Source organism: Sphingobacterium siyangense, from assembly GCF_007830445.1.
GTDB lineage: Bacteria > Bacteroidota > Bacteroidia > Sphingobacteriales > Sphingobacteriaceae > Sphingobacterium > Sphingobacterium siyangense.
The window spans coordinates 1-17,272 of sequence record NZ_VLKR01000016.1 but is presented as its reverse complement, the minus strand read 5'-3'; the positions used below and the strand labels follow the sequence as shown (position 1 = coordinate 17,272).

The window sequence follows — 17,272 nt, the reverse complement described above, 5'->3', positions numbered from 1 at the left end:
AGTTTTGTAAATAACAAATTTTTATAACTTTGCGAAGTTACATAAATATATTGAAAGCTTGAATTTTCCTTATTTTTTAGCAAATCGGATCGCATTTTCTGGAAAAAGAACGTTCTCAAAATTGATCGTTCGGGTGACTATTGGTGCAATTGCTCTTGCTATTGCAGCGATTATCATATCTATTGCGGTATTGCGCGGATTTAAGGGAGAGATTATCAGTAAGCAACGGAGTTTTTTTGCCGATGTATTGGTTTTACGTTACGACCTGAATAAGTCTTACGAGAATTCACCCATAACACTTACACCGGAGGTCCGTAAGTCCATATTAGCGATTCCCCAAGTCAACTCAATCAGTTCCTTTGCGACCAAGGCCGGCATCATTAATGTCAACGATGAAGTTGAAGGAGTGGTTCTCAAAGGTATCGATTCCTTGTATAATCAGCAGCCCTTTCAGCGTATGCTGGTGGAAGGGAGCATGATAGACTTTAAATCGGATAATGCGGATAATCAGATTTTGGTGTCCAAGTATCTCGCAGATCGACTGCTCCTAAAAGTCGGTGACGATTTTATTATGTATTTCGTGCAGGATCCTATACGTAAACGTAAATTTGTCATTAAGGGCATTTTTAATACAGGCTCCGAAGAATTAGATAAGGTTTATGTGATCGGGTCTCTCAATGTCATTCGTAAACTAAGCAACCTCGATGATCATGAAGTAGGGGGCTATGAGATTCGGGTTAAAGATTTTAGTCAGCTCGAACAGACAACGAACAAGGTTGAAGATCTGTTGCCTATCGATATGCAGGCAATCAATATCAAGGATCAGGTCCCTGATATTTTTCAGTGGCTGGAATTGCTTGACATGAACACCAAAATCATTTTTATACTGATGACGGTTGTTGCTATTATCAATATGATCTCCGCCTTGCTGATCACCATTCTTGAGCGGACTTCAATGATCGGTATCTTAAAGGCATTGGGGTATCACAATGCCGGAATTCGCCGCGTCTTCATGTACAGTGCCTTGTACCTCATCGGTCTGGGATTATTAATCGGTAATCTTATTGGCTTAGGTTTTTACTTTTTTCAGGATTTTACCCATTTCTTTAAATTGGATGAGAAGACCTACTATATCTCCTATGTGGCCGTTCAACTTCAATGGTCTGATGTGATTTTGGTCAATTTGGCTGTCGTGTTTATCGGAATGATCTCATTATTTATTCCGTCAATGCTAATTACCAAGATTAGTCCGATCAAAGCCATTTCTTTTAAGTAACACTACTTTTAGGCTTCGCTTTCTTGAAAAAATCGTATTTTTAGTGCTGTTAACTATTTTTCGAGCTGTATAGAAAAATAAGTATATACATATTACGGCTAGTATACAAGCACTTATGAATAAAACTTTTGAGCATATTTCTCACGCTTTCGAAGCGCCTTTACAAAATCCTGTACTTATATTTTCGCTGGTACTTTTTATTATCCTGTTATCACCGATCGTACTGCGACCGATTAAGGTTCCGGGTATTATTGGATTGATTATATCTGGTGTTATTATTGGACCACATGGACTCAACTGGTTGGAAAAAAACTCGGCTATCACACTGTTTTCAACAATAGGCCTGCTCTATATCATGTTTATTGCTGGTTTGGAGTTGGATATGAATGAGTTTAAAAAGACCAAGAATAAGAGTTTACTTTTTGGCTTTTTAACATTTATTGTTCCGATCAGTATTGGCTATCCTGTTTGTCATTTTTTACTGGGCTACGGTGTTTTACCGAGTTTGTTGATATCAAGCATGTTTGCTACCCATACGCTGGTTTCTTATCCCATCGTAAATAGCTATGGTATTTCTAAAATGGAGGCTGTTGCGATCACGATAGGTGGAACAATCCTGACGGATACGGCCGTGCTGATTATTCTTGCGGTGATTACCGGCGTTTCTCAGGGAAATATTGGCAATGAATTTTGGATTACCCTGACGATTTCCTTTGCTATTTTCCTGTTTATCATGTTTGGTGTTATTCCAAGGATTGCAAAATGGTTTTTTGAACGCTTGGGGAGTGAGAAGACATCCAATTATATCTTCGTGCTCTCTGTCGTGTTTTTTGCTGCATTTTTAGCGGAAATTGCCGGCCTTGAGCCTATTATTGGGGCTTTCGTTGCCGGTCTGGCTCTCAACAAACTGATACCACACTCTTCCGCTTTGATGAACCGAATTGAGTTTATCGGCAATGCGATTTTTATTCCTTTCTTCTTGATATCTGTGGGGATGATTGTCGATGTCAGCGTGATTTTGAAGGGGCCGCAGGCACTTATTATTGCTGGAACACTGACCGTTGTGGCTATCGTCGGTAAATATGTGGCCGCATGGTTGACGCAGCTCGTTTTTAAATATAGCCGTGGTCAGCGCAATCTGATATTTGGTTTAAGTAGTGCTCATGCTGCTGCAACACTAGCTGTAATCATGGTTGGACATAAGAACGGTATTATCGATGAGAATGTGCTTAATGGTACGATTCTGTTGATTTTGGTTACCTGTATTGTCGCTACAGTGGTTACAGGGAATGCCTCGCGTAAAGTGGTTATGGATGGTGAACAGGACGAAGAACATACAGATGTGGTGAAGGAAAAAGATGAAAACATCTTGATATCTATCGCTAACATGGATAATATGGAGCCTATTTTGGATTTTTCAACCTATATTAAAAGTAAGAAATGTTCCTATCCAGTCAATATCGTGTCCGTTGTGAAGGATAATGAGCAGGCTCAATTAAACATGTCCAAAGCACGGAAGAACCTGGATAACATGGTCAGGTATGCTTCGGGTAGTGAAACCAATGTTAATATCAGTGCCACAATAGATTTAAACATTGCTAGCGGGGTTGCACGGTCGGCAAAAGAAGTTTCTGCCAATTGTATTGTTTTGGGCTGGCCGAGTGCGGCCAATTTTATGGATAAGTTTGTTGGAGAAAAAACGGAAAGTATCTTAAACAGAACCTCGGCTAATGTGATGTTATGTCATTTTAAAAAACCTTTTATTTCTAATAAATCCATTGTCGTTTTTGCACCACCCATGTGCGAGGCAGAATTTGGGTTCGAGTATTGGCTGGAGAAGGTTGTTAAACTGGCGCAGGAGCTATCCGTTCCGGTAACATTTGTTGTTGATGAACGCTCTGCTGCCGCCATTAAAGAACATCTTGTTGAGCTGAAAAATTCTGTTCCTGTCACCTTTGAGTATTACGATGCCTGGGACAATTTGCAGGGCCTTAAAGCGTTTAAGGAAGAAGATGCGATGTTTATTTTTGTTTCGGCCAGAAATGGAGAAGTTTCCTATCGTGATTCTCTAGATGGGGTAGCAAAGAAATTAGATCGTATTTATGCAAACGAAAATCTTGTTTTAGTGTTTCCTAGTAGAGTGGAAAATGCACACATCGACGAGTATGAAGATGTTGAAGCAGCTCCAATCTTTAGAAAAATTAGCAAAGAGATCGGAAATATGTTTAATAAGGGATAGTAATTGTCCGTTAAAATTGAAGGTTATGTCAAATAAGATTACAATGTCAAGTGAAGGAACTTTACAGGTTCCAGATTTTCCAACAATTCCTTTTATTATCGGCGACGGTATTGGTCCTGATCTTTGGCATGCGGCAGTGCGTGTTTTTGATCAAGCGGTGGAGAAAGCGTATGATGGAAAACGGAAAATAACATGGAAGGAGGTGCTGGCAGGTGAAAAAGCTTTTAACGAAACAGGCGAATGGCTACCAAAAGATACCCTAAATGTACTAAAAGAATACCTCGTTGGAATTAAAGGGCCACTAACCACGCCAGTAGGCGGCGGAATCCGTTCTTTGAATGTTGCTTTGCGTAAGGATTTGGATCTCTACGTATGTCAAAGGCCGACAAAATGGTTTGTGGGCGTACCTTCACCAGTCAAACATCCGGAATATGTGGATATGGTGATTTTTCGTGAAAATACGGAGGATATTTATGCTGGAATAGAGTTTCAGGCGGGAACAGCTGAAGCCAACAGGTTTCAGGATTTCTTGCATGACGAGCTTGATATTGATTACAATTTCTCGGCCACAACAGGAGTCGGTGTCAAACTGGTTTCTGAGGAAGGGTCGAAAAGACTGGTCCGTGCGGCAATAGAACATGCTATTCATCACAATTTACCTTCAGTGACGATTGTTCACAAAGGAAATATCATGAAATTTACGGAGGGTGCTTTTAAGATTTGGGGGTATGAGGTTGCTGAAACGGAATTTGCCGACAAAACGTATACCTGGGGACAATGGGAGCGAACGAAAGCAGAAAAAGGTGCGGAGGTTGCTAATCAGGAACAAAAAGCCGCCTTGGATTCAGGTAAAATTTTGATTAAAGATATTATTGCCGACAATTTTTTACAGCAGATCTTACTTAATCCACGGGATTTTTCCGTTGTGGCAACTTTAAATCTGAACGGTGATTATATTTCTGATGCGCTGGCCGCAATGGTTGGCGGTATAGGGATCGCACCGGGAGCTAATATCAATTTTAAAACAGGGCATGCTGTTTTTGAAGCTACTCACGGCACAGCACCTCGTTTTGCAAATACCAATACCATGAATCCTTCGTCGGTTATTTTAAGCGGTGTTATGCTACTCGAATACCTTGGATGGACAGAAGCAGCGGCGGCAATTGTTAAGGCCTTGGGCGAAACCATAATTGCCAAGACCGTGACCGTAGATTTTTACAATTTAATGGATGATGCTACATTAGTCAAAACAAGTGAATTTGCCGATCGAATTATCGAAAAAATATAAGAATTTTATTTTCTGAGATATTAAGCAGAAATTTGAATAAAATTTCTGCTTTTTTATGGATTACAATCAGCTTCCTCCTTTTATAAGGGAATCGAATATTTTTACGGAAAACGAGAAAATTAAGTTGGCTCAGATCGAACGTTTACCCACTCCACATGAGGTAGATGATATAACTAGTCTCCCTGAAATTTACGAATTGCTTAATGCCTTTATTGGCGATCAATCCGCCCGTAATACCCATCTTCAACTTAAAGCTAAGGAGTATTTGCAAGATAATCAGGTAGATATGGCGTGGAAAGTGCTGCTTATTTGATATTTTTTGCATTGAACTAGGTGTTTGTTGTGCGATCTTTTTATTGAAATCATTTAGAATTTTATAAATTTTCAATAAAAAAACAGATTAGTTGAAAAATATATAATTTTATTTTACCTTTGGTTTTTAAACAACGGATTGCTTAGCTAGGGTTAAAGAATAGCAATCAAACAAACTATAACATCAATGAAACATAATTTTGGAGCAGGTCCATGTATTCTGCCAAAGGAAGTATTTCAACAAGCCTCAGAAGCTGTAATTGATTTTAACAACACCGGTTTATCAATTTTAGAGATCTCTCACCGTTCCAAAGAGTTTGAAGCAGTGATAGACGAAGCCACACAATTAGTACGCGAGTTATTGGCAGTACCTCAGGGATATTCGATTCTTTTCCTTCAAGGAGGGGCTAGTTTGCAATTTGCAATGGCGCCGTTGAATCTTTTACCTGAAGGAGGTAAAGCTGCTTATTTGGATACTGGTGTCTGGGCTACAAAAGCATTAAAAGAAGCTAAAAAATTCGGTACAGTAGATGTTGTAGCTTCGTCGATTGATAAAAATTATTCCTACATCCCTAAGGGATATGCCATCCCAACAGATGCTGCATATTTTCATTATACAGCTAACAATACCATTTACGGTACTGAGGTTTTTGATAAACCTGAAACGGCATTGCCAGTGGTTGTTGATATGTCTTCTGATATTTTCTCACGTGAGATCAATGTTGCTGACTATGATTTGATCTATGCTGGTGCTCAAAAAAATATGGGCCCTGCAGGTGTTACACTCGTGATTGTTAAAGATGATATCTTAGGTAAATCAGGACGTGTTCTTCCGTCGATGTTGGATTATCAATTGCATATCAATGGTGGTTCAATGTACAATACTCCACCGGTATATTCGATCTTTGTTTCGATGTTAAACCTTCGTTGGTTAAAAGCAAAGGGCGGTGTTTCTGTATTGGAGCAAGAGAATATCATCAAAGCACGTGCTTTATACGATGAAATCGACCGTAACCCATTGTTCAAAGGTACTGCAGCTGTTGAAGATCGTTCACGCATGAATGTTACTTTTGTAATGGATACACCAGAGTTGGAAGCTGAATTTTTGGCTTTGGCAAAAGAGCGTAATTTGATCGGAATCAAAGGTCACCGTTCTGTAGGTGGATTTAGAGCTTCGATTTACAATGCTTTACCATTAAGCAGCGTAAATGCGTTGATTGATGCAATGAAAGAATTTGAGGACACGCATACGGCATAAGGCAGTGTGCATGTTGCTGAAATTTAGCAGTTGACAAACAGATAATTAGTTAGATTAAGAATTATAGAGGTCGTATTGTATTCACCTGGTTGGATCTTCCGATGAGTTGAACGGCACTGATACCTTTAAAAACGAATTATAAAGATGAAAATATTAGCGAATGACGGTATCGATCCACTAGGAAAGAAAATGCTGGAAGATGCAGGTCATAGTGTAGATACAACTCATATTCCGCAAGAAGAGCTTCCAGAAAAGCTCCTTGCTTATGATGCAATCACGGTACGTAGTGCAACTAAAGTACGTCAGGCCCTGATTGATGGCTGCCCTAACTTGAAAGTTATCGGCCGTGGTGGAGTAGGCATGGATAATATTGATGTAGACTACGCCCGTTCAAAAGGGATTGCTGTTGTCAATACCCCTGCAGCATCTTCTTTATCAGTTGCTGAGCTGGTTTTTGCTCACCTATTGAATGGTGTACGTTTCTTATACGATTCTAATAGAAAAATGCCTGTTGAGGGCAATACAAAATTTGGCGCCCTTAAAAAAGCTTATGGTGCTGGTACTGAGCTTCGTGGTAAAACGATCGGTATCGTTGGATTTGGTCGTATCGGTCGCGAAGTTGCCAAAATCGCCATTGGTCTGGGGATGGATGTGGTTTACACGGATTTGTTCGAAGGACCAAAAACATTGACCATAACACTTTCAGGTGGTATCCAAGTTGAGGTACCTATTCAACAAGTGGAGATGGACAACTTATTTAAAGTTTCAGATTTTATCTCTTTACACGTTCCATTTTTGGATAAACCAGCTATCGGAGCTGCAGAGTTCCCATTATTGAAAGATGGTGTTGGCTTAGTTAATGCCTCGAGAGGCGGCGTTATTGATGAATTGGAATTAGTGAAAGCATTGGATTCGGGTAAAGTTGCATTCGCCGGTTTAGATGTATTCGATAATGAACCTACTCCACGCGAAGAGATCTTAAAACATCCAAAAATTTCGTTGACGCCACATATTGGGGCGGCGACCAATGAAGCTCAAGAAAGAATCGGCGAAGAATTGGCCGGTCTACTGATCGAAAACTTGAAGAAGTAATTCTTCCGCATAACATATAAGATATGCGGCACAAAACTTTCATGATTTTGTGCCGCATTTTTTTTAATATAAATTCATGAATTGCCTATATTGGCACACAGAAATTTAATAATTGTAACTTCAGTATGAAAGTTTTAAAATTTGGTGGTACTTCCGTGGGAAGTGCAGCACGTATCAAAGGGTTGTTGGATATTGTAAACCCTGCTGAACGTCAGATCGTCGTATTGTCCGCAGTTGCTGGAACGACAAATGCTTTGGTTGAAATAGGTCAAGCTTACACAGCAGGTAAGAAGGACGAAGCTAAAGATTTGGTCAAGAAGCATAAGGATAAGTACGAAGACCTTATTAAAGAACTTTTCAGCACTGAACAAGGTTATAAAAATGGTAAAGAATTGATCGATTACCATTTTAATCTGATTTCTACTTTAGCCAATGAATTATTTACACCTATTGAAGAAAAAGTTATTCTGGCGCAAGGTGAATTGATGTCTACTGCTTTATGGCATTTCTATTTGAACGAAATCGGTATAAAATCTGTGTTGTTACCAGCCCTGGATTTTATGAAAATTGATGAGGATAATGAGCCTATGGTGGAATACATTGGCGAAAAACTAAGTCATATTTTGGCACAGAGCCCAGAAAATACGTTATTTATCACACAAGGTTTTATTTGCCGAAATTCATTTGGTGAAATCGATAATTTGCGCCGTGGTGGTTCAGATTATACGGCTTCATTGATCGGCGCAGCAATCCGTGCGGAGGAAGTTCAGATCTGGACGGACATCGATGGGATGCACAATAATGATCCTCGTGTTGTCAAAGGAACAACACCGATTGCACATCTAAGCTTTGATGAAGCTGCGGAGCTGGCTTATTTTGGTGCTAAAATTTTACATCCACAATCGGTATTCCCAGCGCAAAAATATAACGTTCCGGTTCGGTTATTGAATACGATGGAGCCCAATGCAAAAGGGACTTTGATCAGTAAGGACGGTGCTCAGAAAGGTTGTATTCGCGCCATTGCCGCGAAAGACGGTATCACGGCAATTCACATCCACTCATCGCGTATGCTACTTGCCTATGGTTTCCTACGTCGTGTTTTTGAAATATTCGAACGTTATAAAACACCAATCGATATGATCACAACTTCGGAAGTGGCGGTATCGTTGACCATTGATGATACAACCAATTTGGCTGATATTATCAAAGAAGTGGAGGATTTTGGTTCTGTAACAGTAGATGGTGATCAGACAATTGTATGCGTTGTAGGCGATTTCGGTTTGAATAGCCATGGTTATGCTGCTCGCGTACTTGACGCTGTAAAACACCTTCCAGTTCGTATGATTTCTTACGGTGGTTCAGACTTTAACGTGTCGATTCTATTGAATTCAGATCATAAAACAGAAGCATTACGTTCATTGCACAATCGTTTATTTTAAGAAGTAGGTTTTTATATGATAAATACAGGTATCGCGGCGAAGTTTGCAGAGAAAGAAACGCCGTTTTATTATTATGATCTGAATGTGTTAAACAAGACCCTGGAGGCTGCGCATGCTGCGTCCCACAAACGGGGATTTCATGTTCACTATGCATTAAAGGCCAATTTTAATGACGAGTTATTGAAGGCGATTCAAGAGATCGGCTTTGGTGCGGATTGTGTGAGTGGCAATGAGGTAAAGAAAGCCATTGAATGTGGCTTTGATTCCAAGAAAGTCACTTTTGCGGGAGTTGGTAAATCTGATAAGGAAATCAATTATGCGCTCGATCAAAATATTTTTGCTTTTAATGTGGAATCCATTCAGGAGCTTGAGGTCATCAATGAGCTTGCCTCAAAGAAAGGTGTAAAAGCAAATGTGGCTTTACGGATCAACCCAAATGTGGATGCACACACCCATCATTATATTACAACAGGGCTTGATGAAAACAAATTTGGTGTGCCCAATGCCGATTTGGAAAAATGTGCAGCCGTGCTTAAAAAATGTGAATCTATTGAATTGGTTGGTCTTCATTTTCACGTAGGTTCACAGATTACGGATATGACCGTATTCAAAAGCCTGTGCGTGAAGGTCAATGAATGGAAAAACTGGTTTGAAGAACGCGGTACACAAATCCGTGTATTGAATGTCGGTGGCGGATTGGGGATTGATTATAAAAATCCTGATGGAAATACAATTCCTGATTTTGAAGCCTATTTTGATATTTTCGACCGCTTCCTGGAGCGCACAGCACAGCAAGAAGTGCACTTTGAATTGGGGCGGGCTTTGGTCGCACAATGCGGAAGCCTTGTTAGCCGCGTGTTGTATGTCAAAAATGGTGTCAAGAAAAACTTCTTGGTATTGGATGCTGGAATGACTGAATTAATGCGCCCGGCCTTGTATCAGGCCTATCATAAAATTGAAAATATCAGCGCGACAGACAGCGCCGAAGCCATTAACTACGATGTGGTTGGGCCAATCTGTGAATCGTCCGACTGCTTTGGTAAGGAAGTACCACTTCCCGTTTCAAAACGTGGTGACTTAATTGCCATTCGTTCCGCAGGCGCTTATGGCGAAGTGATGGCCTCGCGTTATAATCTACGTGAGGAAATCCGATTTGTGTATAGCAATCAGCTATAAGCTCCCGTTTTTAAAATATTTATTTAAAAGCCAGTCTGTTCTTCAGACTGGCTTTTTGGTTTTAAGAGTTTTGTCCTATGTGCAGAAACTTTTGTTTATCATTTTCTTGATCGTCTTTCGTATACTTGTTTATGCTTATGGCGATTGAATTTCCAGTTACGATAGATTTGTTTGGGAAAACACTTCTCCTACATCCTTTTATGGAAGGATTGGGGATGTTTATTGGTATGCGTTATTATCAGCTGCTCAAATGGAAGGATCAGGAAAGTTTAGGGCATACCAATTCCCTTCTTATTGTTATTGCTGCCGGTCTAGGGGCTTTAATCGGCTCACATGTCATCGGTTCTCTCGAACGCCCGGCTGAATTGCTCAATGCGACACATAAATGGGCTTACATCTGGGTGAACAATACGATAATCGGTGGCTTGGCAGGAGGTTTGGTTGCCGTGGAAGGGATGAAAAAGATCATGGGTAAAAAAGAAAGTACCGGTGATCGGATGGTCTTTCCCTTGATTAGTGCAATTTCCATTGGTAGGGTAGGTTGTTTTTATACGGGGGTATTCGAGCAGACCTATGGTTTACCCACAACGTCTCCATTGGGGATGTATCTGGGGGATCCCTATAAACGGCATCCGGTAGCGCTGTATGAAATCGCATTTTTACTACTCTTATTTGTAGGACTCCAACTTTTTAAACGACGATACAATTATCGAAATGGTGTGTTGTTTCAGCTTTTTATGCTTAGTTATTTTAGTTTTCGTTTCCTATTGGACTTTATTAAGCCACGGGCAATTATACTTTTGGGGCTAAGTACCATACAAATTACCTGCATCGTGGTGATAATTTATTATATTTATTTATTAAAAAATGAACGTTTAATCAAAAAATAGAAATTATGTATTTGCTTGAGGGGTCATTTGGATCGGAAAGTACTGCGATGTTGGGACTTTTTCTACTTACTATAGGTGCTATTGTGATCGGTATTGCACTTTTGGTTATTATTATCGGCTCGATTATTAAAGCTGGAAATAAAGAATCAAAATTCAATGTCAATCCCTGGCTTAAAGTATTGTTGGGCGGAATTGGAGCAATGTTGGCAGGGGGACTTGCCTGTGGACTTACCTTTATGAACTAGAGATCAGCTTTATGCCAGTTAGAAACTATACATATTACGATTACACCATCAGCCTATGTCCAACATGCCTTTCGCGTGTTGGTGCCAAGATTATTATCGAGGATGAACAGGTATTTATGACAAAAAACTGTCCTGATCATGGCTTTTTTAAAACACTGATTGCAACTGATGTTGACTATTATAAGAATATTCGGAATTATAATAAAGCCTCAGAAACACCTTTGAAATTTGATAATGAAGTACATTATGGCTGTCCTTATGATTGTGGCTTATGCGTCGATCATGAACAGCACAGTTGCCTTTCTATCATCGAAGTGACCGACCGCTGTAATTTGACCTGTCCAACCTGTTATGCCATGTCCTCGCCCCATTATGGACGACATCGCTCGCTGGAAGAAATTGAACGGATGTTTGACAAAATCGTCGAAAGTGAAGGTGAACCGGATGTGGTTCAGATCAGCGGTGGAGAGCCAACCATACATCCTGATTTTTTTAAGATTTTAGACATTGCGAAAACAAAGCCTATTAAGCATCTCATGCTCAATACGAATGGGATCAGAATTGCAAATGATCCTGGTTTTGCTGAGCAACTCGCGACTTATGCGCCTGAATTTGAAATCTATCTCCAGTTCGATTCCTTTCGCCCATCGGTGCTTGAAAAATTCCGGGGCAAAGATCTTACGGATATCCGTAAAAAGGCCATAGACAAATTAAATGCACTCAATCTAAGTACAACCTTGGTCGTTGTCCTGGAAAAAGGAACCAACGATGATGAAATAGGTGAAATATTGGATTACGCCTTACAACAGCGATGTGTACGGGGGGTAACCTTTCAACCGGTGGAAATTGCCGGTCGAAATGCGGCCGATGCACAGCAACATAAAATGACATTAACGGAGGTACGTCAGGAAATCCTGAATCAATATCCACTATTGGACCCACATGATATTATTCCTGTTCCTTGTAATCCTGATGCTTTGGCGATGGGCTATATACTGAAAATAGGAGCGGAGCGTATACCTTTGACCCGACATATTGATCCTGCTATTTTGTTAAATAGCCAATCGCGCAACACCATTGTATATGAACAGGACAAAGGTGTTCAGATGCAATTGCTGGATATATTTAGCACGGGAATTTCTGTGGATAAGGTAAAGCCAAAAGTAAACCAGTTGCTTTGCTGTTTACCCGAAGTCTGCGCACCTGATCTTGATTACGACAATCTTTTCCGAATTATCATTATGAATTTTATGGATGCCTACGATTTTGACGTTCGTGCTGTCAAAAAATCATGTGTCCATATCGTCAACAAAGACTTGAAATTAATTCCTTTTGAGACGATGAATTTATTTTATCGTGATGATAAAGTAAAACGACTGGAAGAACTAAAACTATCGGATGCTATTCGATTTTAACGGGAGATAAGTTATTTTTGTCGAAGAAATACCTTTGGTCCTTTCTTTGCAAGATGTAGTGTTCATCGCATTTGGCTACACATTGTCAGGTAAGGAAATCAACAAAATTAGAAGTATGAAATTGGGCATTGTTAAGCGTTTTATTTTTGTCTTAAGTCTCTTGGCTTTTCAGTTGCATGTGTTTGCACAGGATTCAGTTCAGGTTAGAAGAAATCAGAGTAACGATCGAACCGCGGCACATGTTGGCTTCAATAAAAGGTCAGCTGTGGATTCCACACGCGTTGGCAATGACTCCTTACGCAATGACCTGAAGAAGGTCAATTTGACTTTTCTTGCTAATATTCGAACAGGTTCAATGGCGGATTTCGTTGCACAACTGAATGAGAAATCCAATACGTATACTGCGACCAATACAGGATCGGCCAAAGACAGCATTGCTGCAATTAAAAATAGTATTCACGAAGAAATTAGGCAGCTGAAGTCTATTAAGGGCAGTATCAGTAATTATTCAAACAGTCTTAATATTACCCAGGATCAGATCAGGAATTTGGTCAACCGTTATGATATTAGTACCAGTAATCATAGTCGAGCGTACCAATACCTTGATAATGCTCAGCTCAAGCTGTCGGCAAAAATGGATTCTCTTGAGGCAATCAACCGTACGATAGATGAACTCATCGCCAAGAACCAACGCCATTTGCTGCGTCTGGATGCTGTGCATGAAGTGAAAAATGTAAGTAAAAAGGTCGATTCTACATCGAGCAAAAGTTCGATCTGGAAAGCAAATACGGCGGCGATTTCAAAGGATGTAATTTTAAACAATATACGGAGTAATTATAGTAACAATACAGCGATAGACAAATATGTTAATCGGACCGATTGGGCGAGCCGTATCCTATTGATTGTATTGGGATTGGGCTATTGCTACTGGATTGTGCGGGTGTCCTATATCCTTCGACAGAATGATCCTGAACATAAACTTGCGATTGATGCTATCGTTGGAAAAACAATTATTTTTCTCTTGACACTGTTGCCTTTTGTAAACTTCTTTACACCAAGTTTCATTCTGCAGGCTTCCCAATTGGTCATTATGTTAATCTTCATGTTTTTGCTAAGGCATCGCATGAGCGGGTTACAGCGTAAAATTGCCATTATCCTCATTGTATTCTATCTCCTGGATGTATTTGTCAATATGATCGTAAGCGATGACCTCTTTTTAAGGATCGTTTGTATCGCCTTTAATCTGATTGCACTGGGACTTGTTAGCTACACAAAGCGACGAATCAAAAATGCAGATAGTCCGGGGTATATCAGCAATTTTATTTATGTCGTTTTCGCTATCCTCAATATCACGGCAATTACCTTGAATGTGATTGGCCATGTTGAGCACTCGCGGAGCTTTAGTATTGCCTGTGCCGTTGGTTTAGTCCAATCTTTTACACTACAGTATTTTGCCGACATGATTAAGGCAGATGTACGTAATCAGTTTAAAAAAGATCGACTGACTGCGGGGTTCTGGATGCGTTTTAACGAACAGCGTACATTGGCTATCATCACCGAAATTCTTCGGATCGTCTGTGTGCTTTTGGCCATTATTGTGTTGGCAAACAACTTACAATTTATAGAAACATTATTGGCAGCGAGCGAAGTCTTTTTTGGCAAAGTGCGTAGCATTGGAAGCATATCTTTTACACTTGGCAACCTTGTTGTGGCTGTTTTACTGCTTCTCGTGGCCAACTGGTTTCAAAAAAATATCAGTTTGATTGTTCTCGGCGGTGAAGACGGTCAGCTTAGCCAGGTCTATAATCAGAAGATGACCCTATTTCCGCTTTTTCGATTGGCGATTATTCTGATTGGTTTTTTTATGGCAATCTCTGCCCTGGGAATGAGTTTGGATAAACTTACCGTTGTCATCGGAGCACTGAGTGTTGGTATCGGTCTGGGCATGCAGAATATCATCAATAATTTTGTATCGGGCATTATTCTGGTTTTTGACAAGCCATTTCGGGTGGGTGACCAAATTGAACTTGCCGACAAAAAAGGGCGGGTCAAAGAAATCGGTATACGCGCCAGTGTCCTAAAAACTGCAGATGGTGCCGATGTTATCATTCCAAATGGCGATTTACTCTCTGGAAGAGTCGTCAATTGGACTTTATCACAGGAATACAGCAAAACAAGCTTTGTACTCCATATCGATCGACAGGCCGATCTGGACAAAGCGAAAGAATGGATTAAAGATGCGATGATGTCCAGCCCACATTATATACAGGATAGAGATAGCGGGATCAGCATACAGGATATCAGTGCCGAGATGATCTACCTGAGTGTTTACTGCTGGGTAAACGCCGCAGCCAATGCCTCGTCGCTTAAAAACGATGTGTTGCTTGTATTATACAAAAAGTTTGAAGCGGAGGGGTTGAAATTTTATAGTGTCATTCCTCCCAAAAATTAATTTATCAATTGACTTTTTCTGACGAGTATGCATCATGGATTATGGTCAAGGCTTATTATTTAGTCAAATGAGTTCGGAAATATAAGGGGCTGAATCCCTTGGCGCGTTTGTAGAAATGGGAAAGATGACTCTCGTCGGTAAATCCGAGTTCTGCAGCAATTTGTTTCAAGGTATAATCTTTGGATTTAAGTCTGTTCTCGATGAGTTCAATCCGGTAGCTGTTGATATAGGCTCTTAAACTGGTGCCGAAGTTCTTCTTAAAGTAGATTCCAAAATAGGATGGAGCAATATTAAATTTCTGAGCCAGCAGGCTGACCTGAAGTTTTTCGGGCGAAAAAATATAGCGATGAATATAAGCCGAAATCGATCGGTCTACATATAGTTCATGCTGCTGGGGTAAGCGTTGTGTTTCTGATATTTCTTTGTAGAGCCCAAAGATCGCAACGAGTTGGTCAAATAGCCAATCAGAACGCTCGTTGACAGTGGTATTACTATATAGTCGGACAGCTTCCAGGATATGTGAATAAATCAGGCGATGGTGCTCCTCCATATACAGTTTGCGTTCCTTTAATCCTTTATCGTTCATTAGCTCCATAATCCAGGCATAGCGCTTTAGATTACGTTTATTCTGCAGGAAGTAGGTGTCTGTAAATAAAATAAACAAAAAATGGGTCTTTTCTTCAATGTTAAAATAATGCTTGTCTGCCGGACTAATTAAGAACACATCGCCAGGTTCATAATTCAGTTCAAATTTGTTGATCACATGGGTTCCTTTGCCCGAACGAATATAAACAAGCTCATAATAATTTTGCTCGTGGGGAGGCAAATGAAAACTATCCTCAATAAATTCACTGATCCGTAAAGGTTCAAACTGTTTTTTGCGCATTGCTCGCCTGATATATATCTTTAAATGTACATAAAAATAATGTATTTGTACATGTTATTGCCTGCTCTACTATCGCACCTTTGTGTCGTATAAAATGATAAGAAAACATGATTAATTTTATAATGATTGCATTTTGCATCGCAGCGGGGATGTTATTAAGGCGAACAAATTTAATTCATTCCGAAGCACATAAAGGGATCAATACCTGGATTCTTTATTTTGCTCTGCCGGCGGTGTCTTTCAAATATATTCCGAAGATCGTATGGTCATCACAATTGCTGTTTCCCGTGTTTTCCGCGATCCTCGTTTGGGCAGGCAGTTGGTTATTTATGGAAGTATACTGTCGGCGTAAAAATTATAAGCAGCGCTCCCGCAGTAGCTTGGAATTGGCCGCAGGTTATAGCAATACCTCCTTTATAGGCTTTCCATTGATCATCGCCTATTTTGGTGAAGCCCAATTGCCGATTGCAATTATTTGCGACCAAACTACATTTATTCTACTTTCTACAGCCGGAATCATCAATGCACTAAAAGCGAATGTCCAGGATGGCGAAACGATCGATGTCAAATTTATGCTTCGAAAGTTAGTCAGCTTTCCACCCCTGATCGGTTGTATAACAGCCTTAATGCTGTCTCAATTTGTTGATCTTTCAGTTGCCGAGCCTTTTTTTGATAAGTTGGTGGCCACGGTTGGGCCATTGGCCTTATTTTCTATTGGTTTGCAGTTGAAGTTTGATGGTTGGCGACAACAGATTTCGCAGATCAGTACAGCGATGAGTTATAAATTGATTCTAGCGCCAGCATTGGTATTACTATTTGCATTACTACTTGGTGTGAAGGGAGCTGTTGCGCGGATCAGTATATTCGAAGCAGCTATGCCAACCTTGGTCACTTCAGGGATCATTGCCGAACAATACCATCTGAATACCAAGCTGGTCAATCTGGTTATCGGTTTTAGTATTGTTGTGGGGCTGCTAACAACTGCATTTTGGGATTTTGTTATTCGACTTTTTTTCTCCTAGCCTACGGTTGCATTGATTGATTGATTGATTGATTGATTGATTGATTGATTGATTGATTGATTGATTGATTGATTGATTGATTGATTGATTGATTGATTGATTGATTTTGAAAACAGCGTAAGCCTGATTTGGCAGCAATTTGTCTTATCCGAAGTATTATGTAGGCGGGGGGATGTATTCACTTCGTAACATTTTGATAGTGAATCATCTCATGCGAACAACTTTTTTGCTGTTCAACTGTTATTGGGCTATAACCATCTATAAAAAGGAGGTATGTTATGA

14 protein-coding genes are annotated in these 17,272 nt (G+C 40.1%); 13 read left to right on the top strand and 1 reads right to left on the bottom strand.

The window, feature by feature from the left end; all coding sequences use genetic code 11:
• Nucleotides 1-58 precede the first annotated feature (58 nt).
• From IQ31_RS14880 to IQ31_RS14825, 12 genes are all read left to right on the top strand, one after another.
• Nucleotides 59-1,276, top strand: a complete 1,218-nt coding sequence (locus IQ31_RS14880; RefSeq protein WP_088161043.1) for an ABC transporter permease — start codon at nucleotides 59-61, stop codon at nucleotides 1,274-1,276.
• Nucleotides 1,277-1,391: 115 nt separating this feature from the next.
• On the top strand, nucleotides 1,392-3,515 hold the full coding sequence (locus IQ31_RS14875) for a cation:proton antiporter (RefSeq protein WP_075991981.1): 2,124 nt from the start codon (nucleotides 1,392-1,394) through the stop codon (nucleotides 3,513-3,515).
• A 25-nt stretch (nucleotides 3,516-3,540) separates the two neighbouring features.
• Nucleotides 3,541-4,803 (top strand): NADP-dependent isocitrate dehydrogenase, encoded by a 1,263-nt coding sequence (icd, locus tag IQ31_RS14870; RefSeq protein WP_088161044.1) that lies wholly within the window; start codon nucleotides 3,541-3,543, stop codon nucleotides 4,801-4,803.
• Between the two features lie 55 nt (nucleotides 4,804-4,858).
• The gene (locus IQ31_RS14865) at nucleotides 4,859-5,116 is read left to right on the top strand and encodes a hypothetical protein (protein ID WP_088161045.1); all 258 of its coding nucleotides are present in this window, start codon (nucleotides 4,859-4,861) and stop codon (nucleotides 5,114-5,116) included.
• A gap of 186 nt (nucleotides 5,117-5,302) precedes the next feature.
• Nucleotides 5,303-6,373 carry a 3-phosphoserine/phosphohydroxythreonine transaminase gene (serC, locus tag IQ31_RS14860; protein WP_088161046.1) on the top strand — a complete coding sequence of 357 codons (1,071 nt, stop codon included), beginning with the start codon at nucleotides 5,303-5,305 and terminating at the stop codon, nucleotides 6,371-6,373.
• Between the two features lie 144 nt (nucleotides 6,374-6,517).
• Nucleotides 6,518-7,465 (top strand): D-2-hydroxyacid dehydrogenase, encoded by a 948-nt coding sequence (locus IQ31_RS14855; protein WP_075991985.1) that lies wholly within the window; start codon nucleotides 6,518-6,520, stop codon nucleotides 7,463-7,465.
• Nucleotides 7,466-7,590: 125 nt separating this feature from the next.
• Complete coding sequence (locus tag IQ31_RS14850; protein ID WP_088161047.1) at nucleotides 7,591-8,904, top strand: aspartate kinase; 1,314 nt, start codon at nucleotides 7,591-7,593, stop codon at nucleotides 8,902-8,904.
• 15 nt (nucleotides 8,905-8,919) lie between these two features.
• Nucleotides 8,920-10,080 (top strand): diaminopimelate decarboxylase, encoded by a 1,161-nt coding sequence (gene lysA / locus IQ31_RS14845; RefSeq protein ID WP_145328519.1) that lies wholly within the window; start codon nucleotides 8,920-8,922, stop codon nucleotides 10,078-10,080.
• A gap of 137 nt (nucleotides 10,081-10,217) precedes the next feature.
• Complete coding sequence (locus IQ31_RS14840; protein WP_145328517.1) at nucleotides 10,218-10,970, top strand: prolipoprotein diacylglyceryl transferase; 753 nt, start codon at nucleotides 10,218-10,220, stop codon at nucleotides 10,968-10,970.
• A 5-nt stretch (nucleotides 10,971-10,975) separates the two neighbouring features.
• Nucleotides 10,976-11,215, top strand: a complete 240-nt coding sequence (locus tag IQ31_RS14835) for a hypothetical protein (protein ID WP_046675824.1) — start codon at nucleotides 10,976-10,978, stop codon at nucleotides 11,213-11,215.
• An 11-nt stretch (nucleotides 11,216-11,226) separates the two neighbouring features.
• On the top strand, nucleotides 11,227-12,630 hold the full coding sequence (locus tag IQ31_RS14830; protein WP_120334702.1) for a radical SAM protein: 1,404 nt from the start codon (nucleotides 11,227-11,229) through the stop codon (nucleotides 12,628-12,630).
• Nucleotides 12,631-12,745: 115 nt separating this feature from the next.
• On the top strand, nucleotides 12,746-15,082 hold the full coding sequence (locus IQ31_RS14825; protein ID WP_145328515.1) for a mechanosensitive ion channel family protein: 2,337 nt from the start codon (nucleotides 12,746-12,748) through the stop codon (nucleotides 15,080-15,082).
• A gap of 55 nt (nucleotides 15,083-15,137) precedes the next feature.
• Here the strand turns inward: IQ31_RS14825 and IQ31_RS14820 are convergent, their stop codons facing one another.
• On the bottom strand, nucleotides 15,138-15,968 hold the full coding sequence (locus IQ31_RS14820; RefSeq protein WP_145328513.1) for an AraC family transcriptional regulator: 831 nt from the start codon (nucleotides 15,966-15,968) through the stop codon (nucleotides 15,138-15,140).
• Nucleotides 15,969-16,075: 107 nt separating this feature from the next.
• Between IQ31_RS14820 and IQ31_RS14815 the strand changes: the two genes are divergently transcribed.
• A complete protein-coding gene (locus IQ31_RS14815; protein WP_145328511.1) occupies nucleotides 16,076-16,990 on the top strand; it encodes an AEC family transporter in 915 nt (304 codons plus the stop codon).
• Nucleotides 16,991-17,272 lie beyond the last annotated feature (282 nt).

Bases quoted from the DNA above. Each gene is read 5' to 3' on its own strand.
- IQ31_RS14875 (WP_075991981.1), top strand. From the start codon at position 1,392: ATGAATAAAACTTTTGAGCATATTTCTCACGCTTTCGAAGCGCCTTTA.
- icd (WP_088161044.1), top strand. From the start codon at position 3,541: ATGTCAAATAAGATTACAATGTCAAGTGAAGGAACTTTACAGGTTCCA.
- IQ31_RS14865 (WP_088161045.1), top strand. From the start codon at position 4,859: ATGGATTACAATCAGCTTCCTCCTTTTATAAGGGAATCGAATATTTTT.
- serC (WP_088161046.1), top strand. From the start codon at position 5,303: ATGAAACATAATTTTGGAGCAGGTCCATGTATTCTGCCAAAGGAAGTA.
- IQ31_RS14855 (WP_075991985.1), top strand. From the start codon at position 6,518: ATGAAAATATTAGCGAATGACGGTATCGATCCACTAGGAAAGAAAATG.
- IQ31_RS14850 (WP_088161047.1), top strand. From the start codon at position 7,591: ATGAAAGTTTTAAAATTTGGTGGTACTTCCGTGGGAAGTGCAGCACGT.
- lysA (WP_145328519.1), top strand. From the start codon at position 8,920: ATGATAAATACAGGTATCGCGGCGAAGTTTGCAGAGAAAGAAACGCCG.
- IQ31_RS14840 (WP_145328517.1), top strand. From the start codon at position 10,218: ATGGCGATTGAATTTCCAGTTACGATAGATTTGTTTGGGAAAACACTT.
- IQ31_RS14835 (WP_046675824.1), top strand. From the start codon at position 10,976: ATGTATTTGCTTGAGGGGTCATTTGGATCGGAAAGTACTGCGATGTTG.
- IQ31_RS14830 (WP_120334702.1), top strand. From the start codon at position 11,227: ATGCCAGTTAGAAACTATACATATTACGATTACACCATCAGCCTATGT.
- IQ31_RS14825 (WP_145328515.1), top strand. From the start codon at position 12,746: ATGAAATTGGGCATTGTTAAGCGTTTTATTTTTGTCTTAAGTCTCTTG.
- IQ31_RS14820 (WP_145328513.1), bottom strand. From the start codon at position 15,968: ATGCGCAAAAAACAGTTTGAACCTTTACGGATCAGTGAATTTATTGAG.
- IQ31_RS14815 (WP_145328511.1), top strand. From the start codon at position 16,076: ATGATTAATTTTATAATGATTGCATTTTGCATCGCAGCGGGGATGTTA.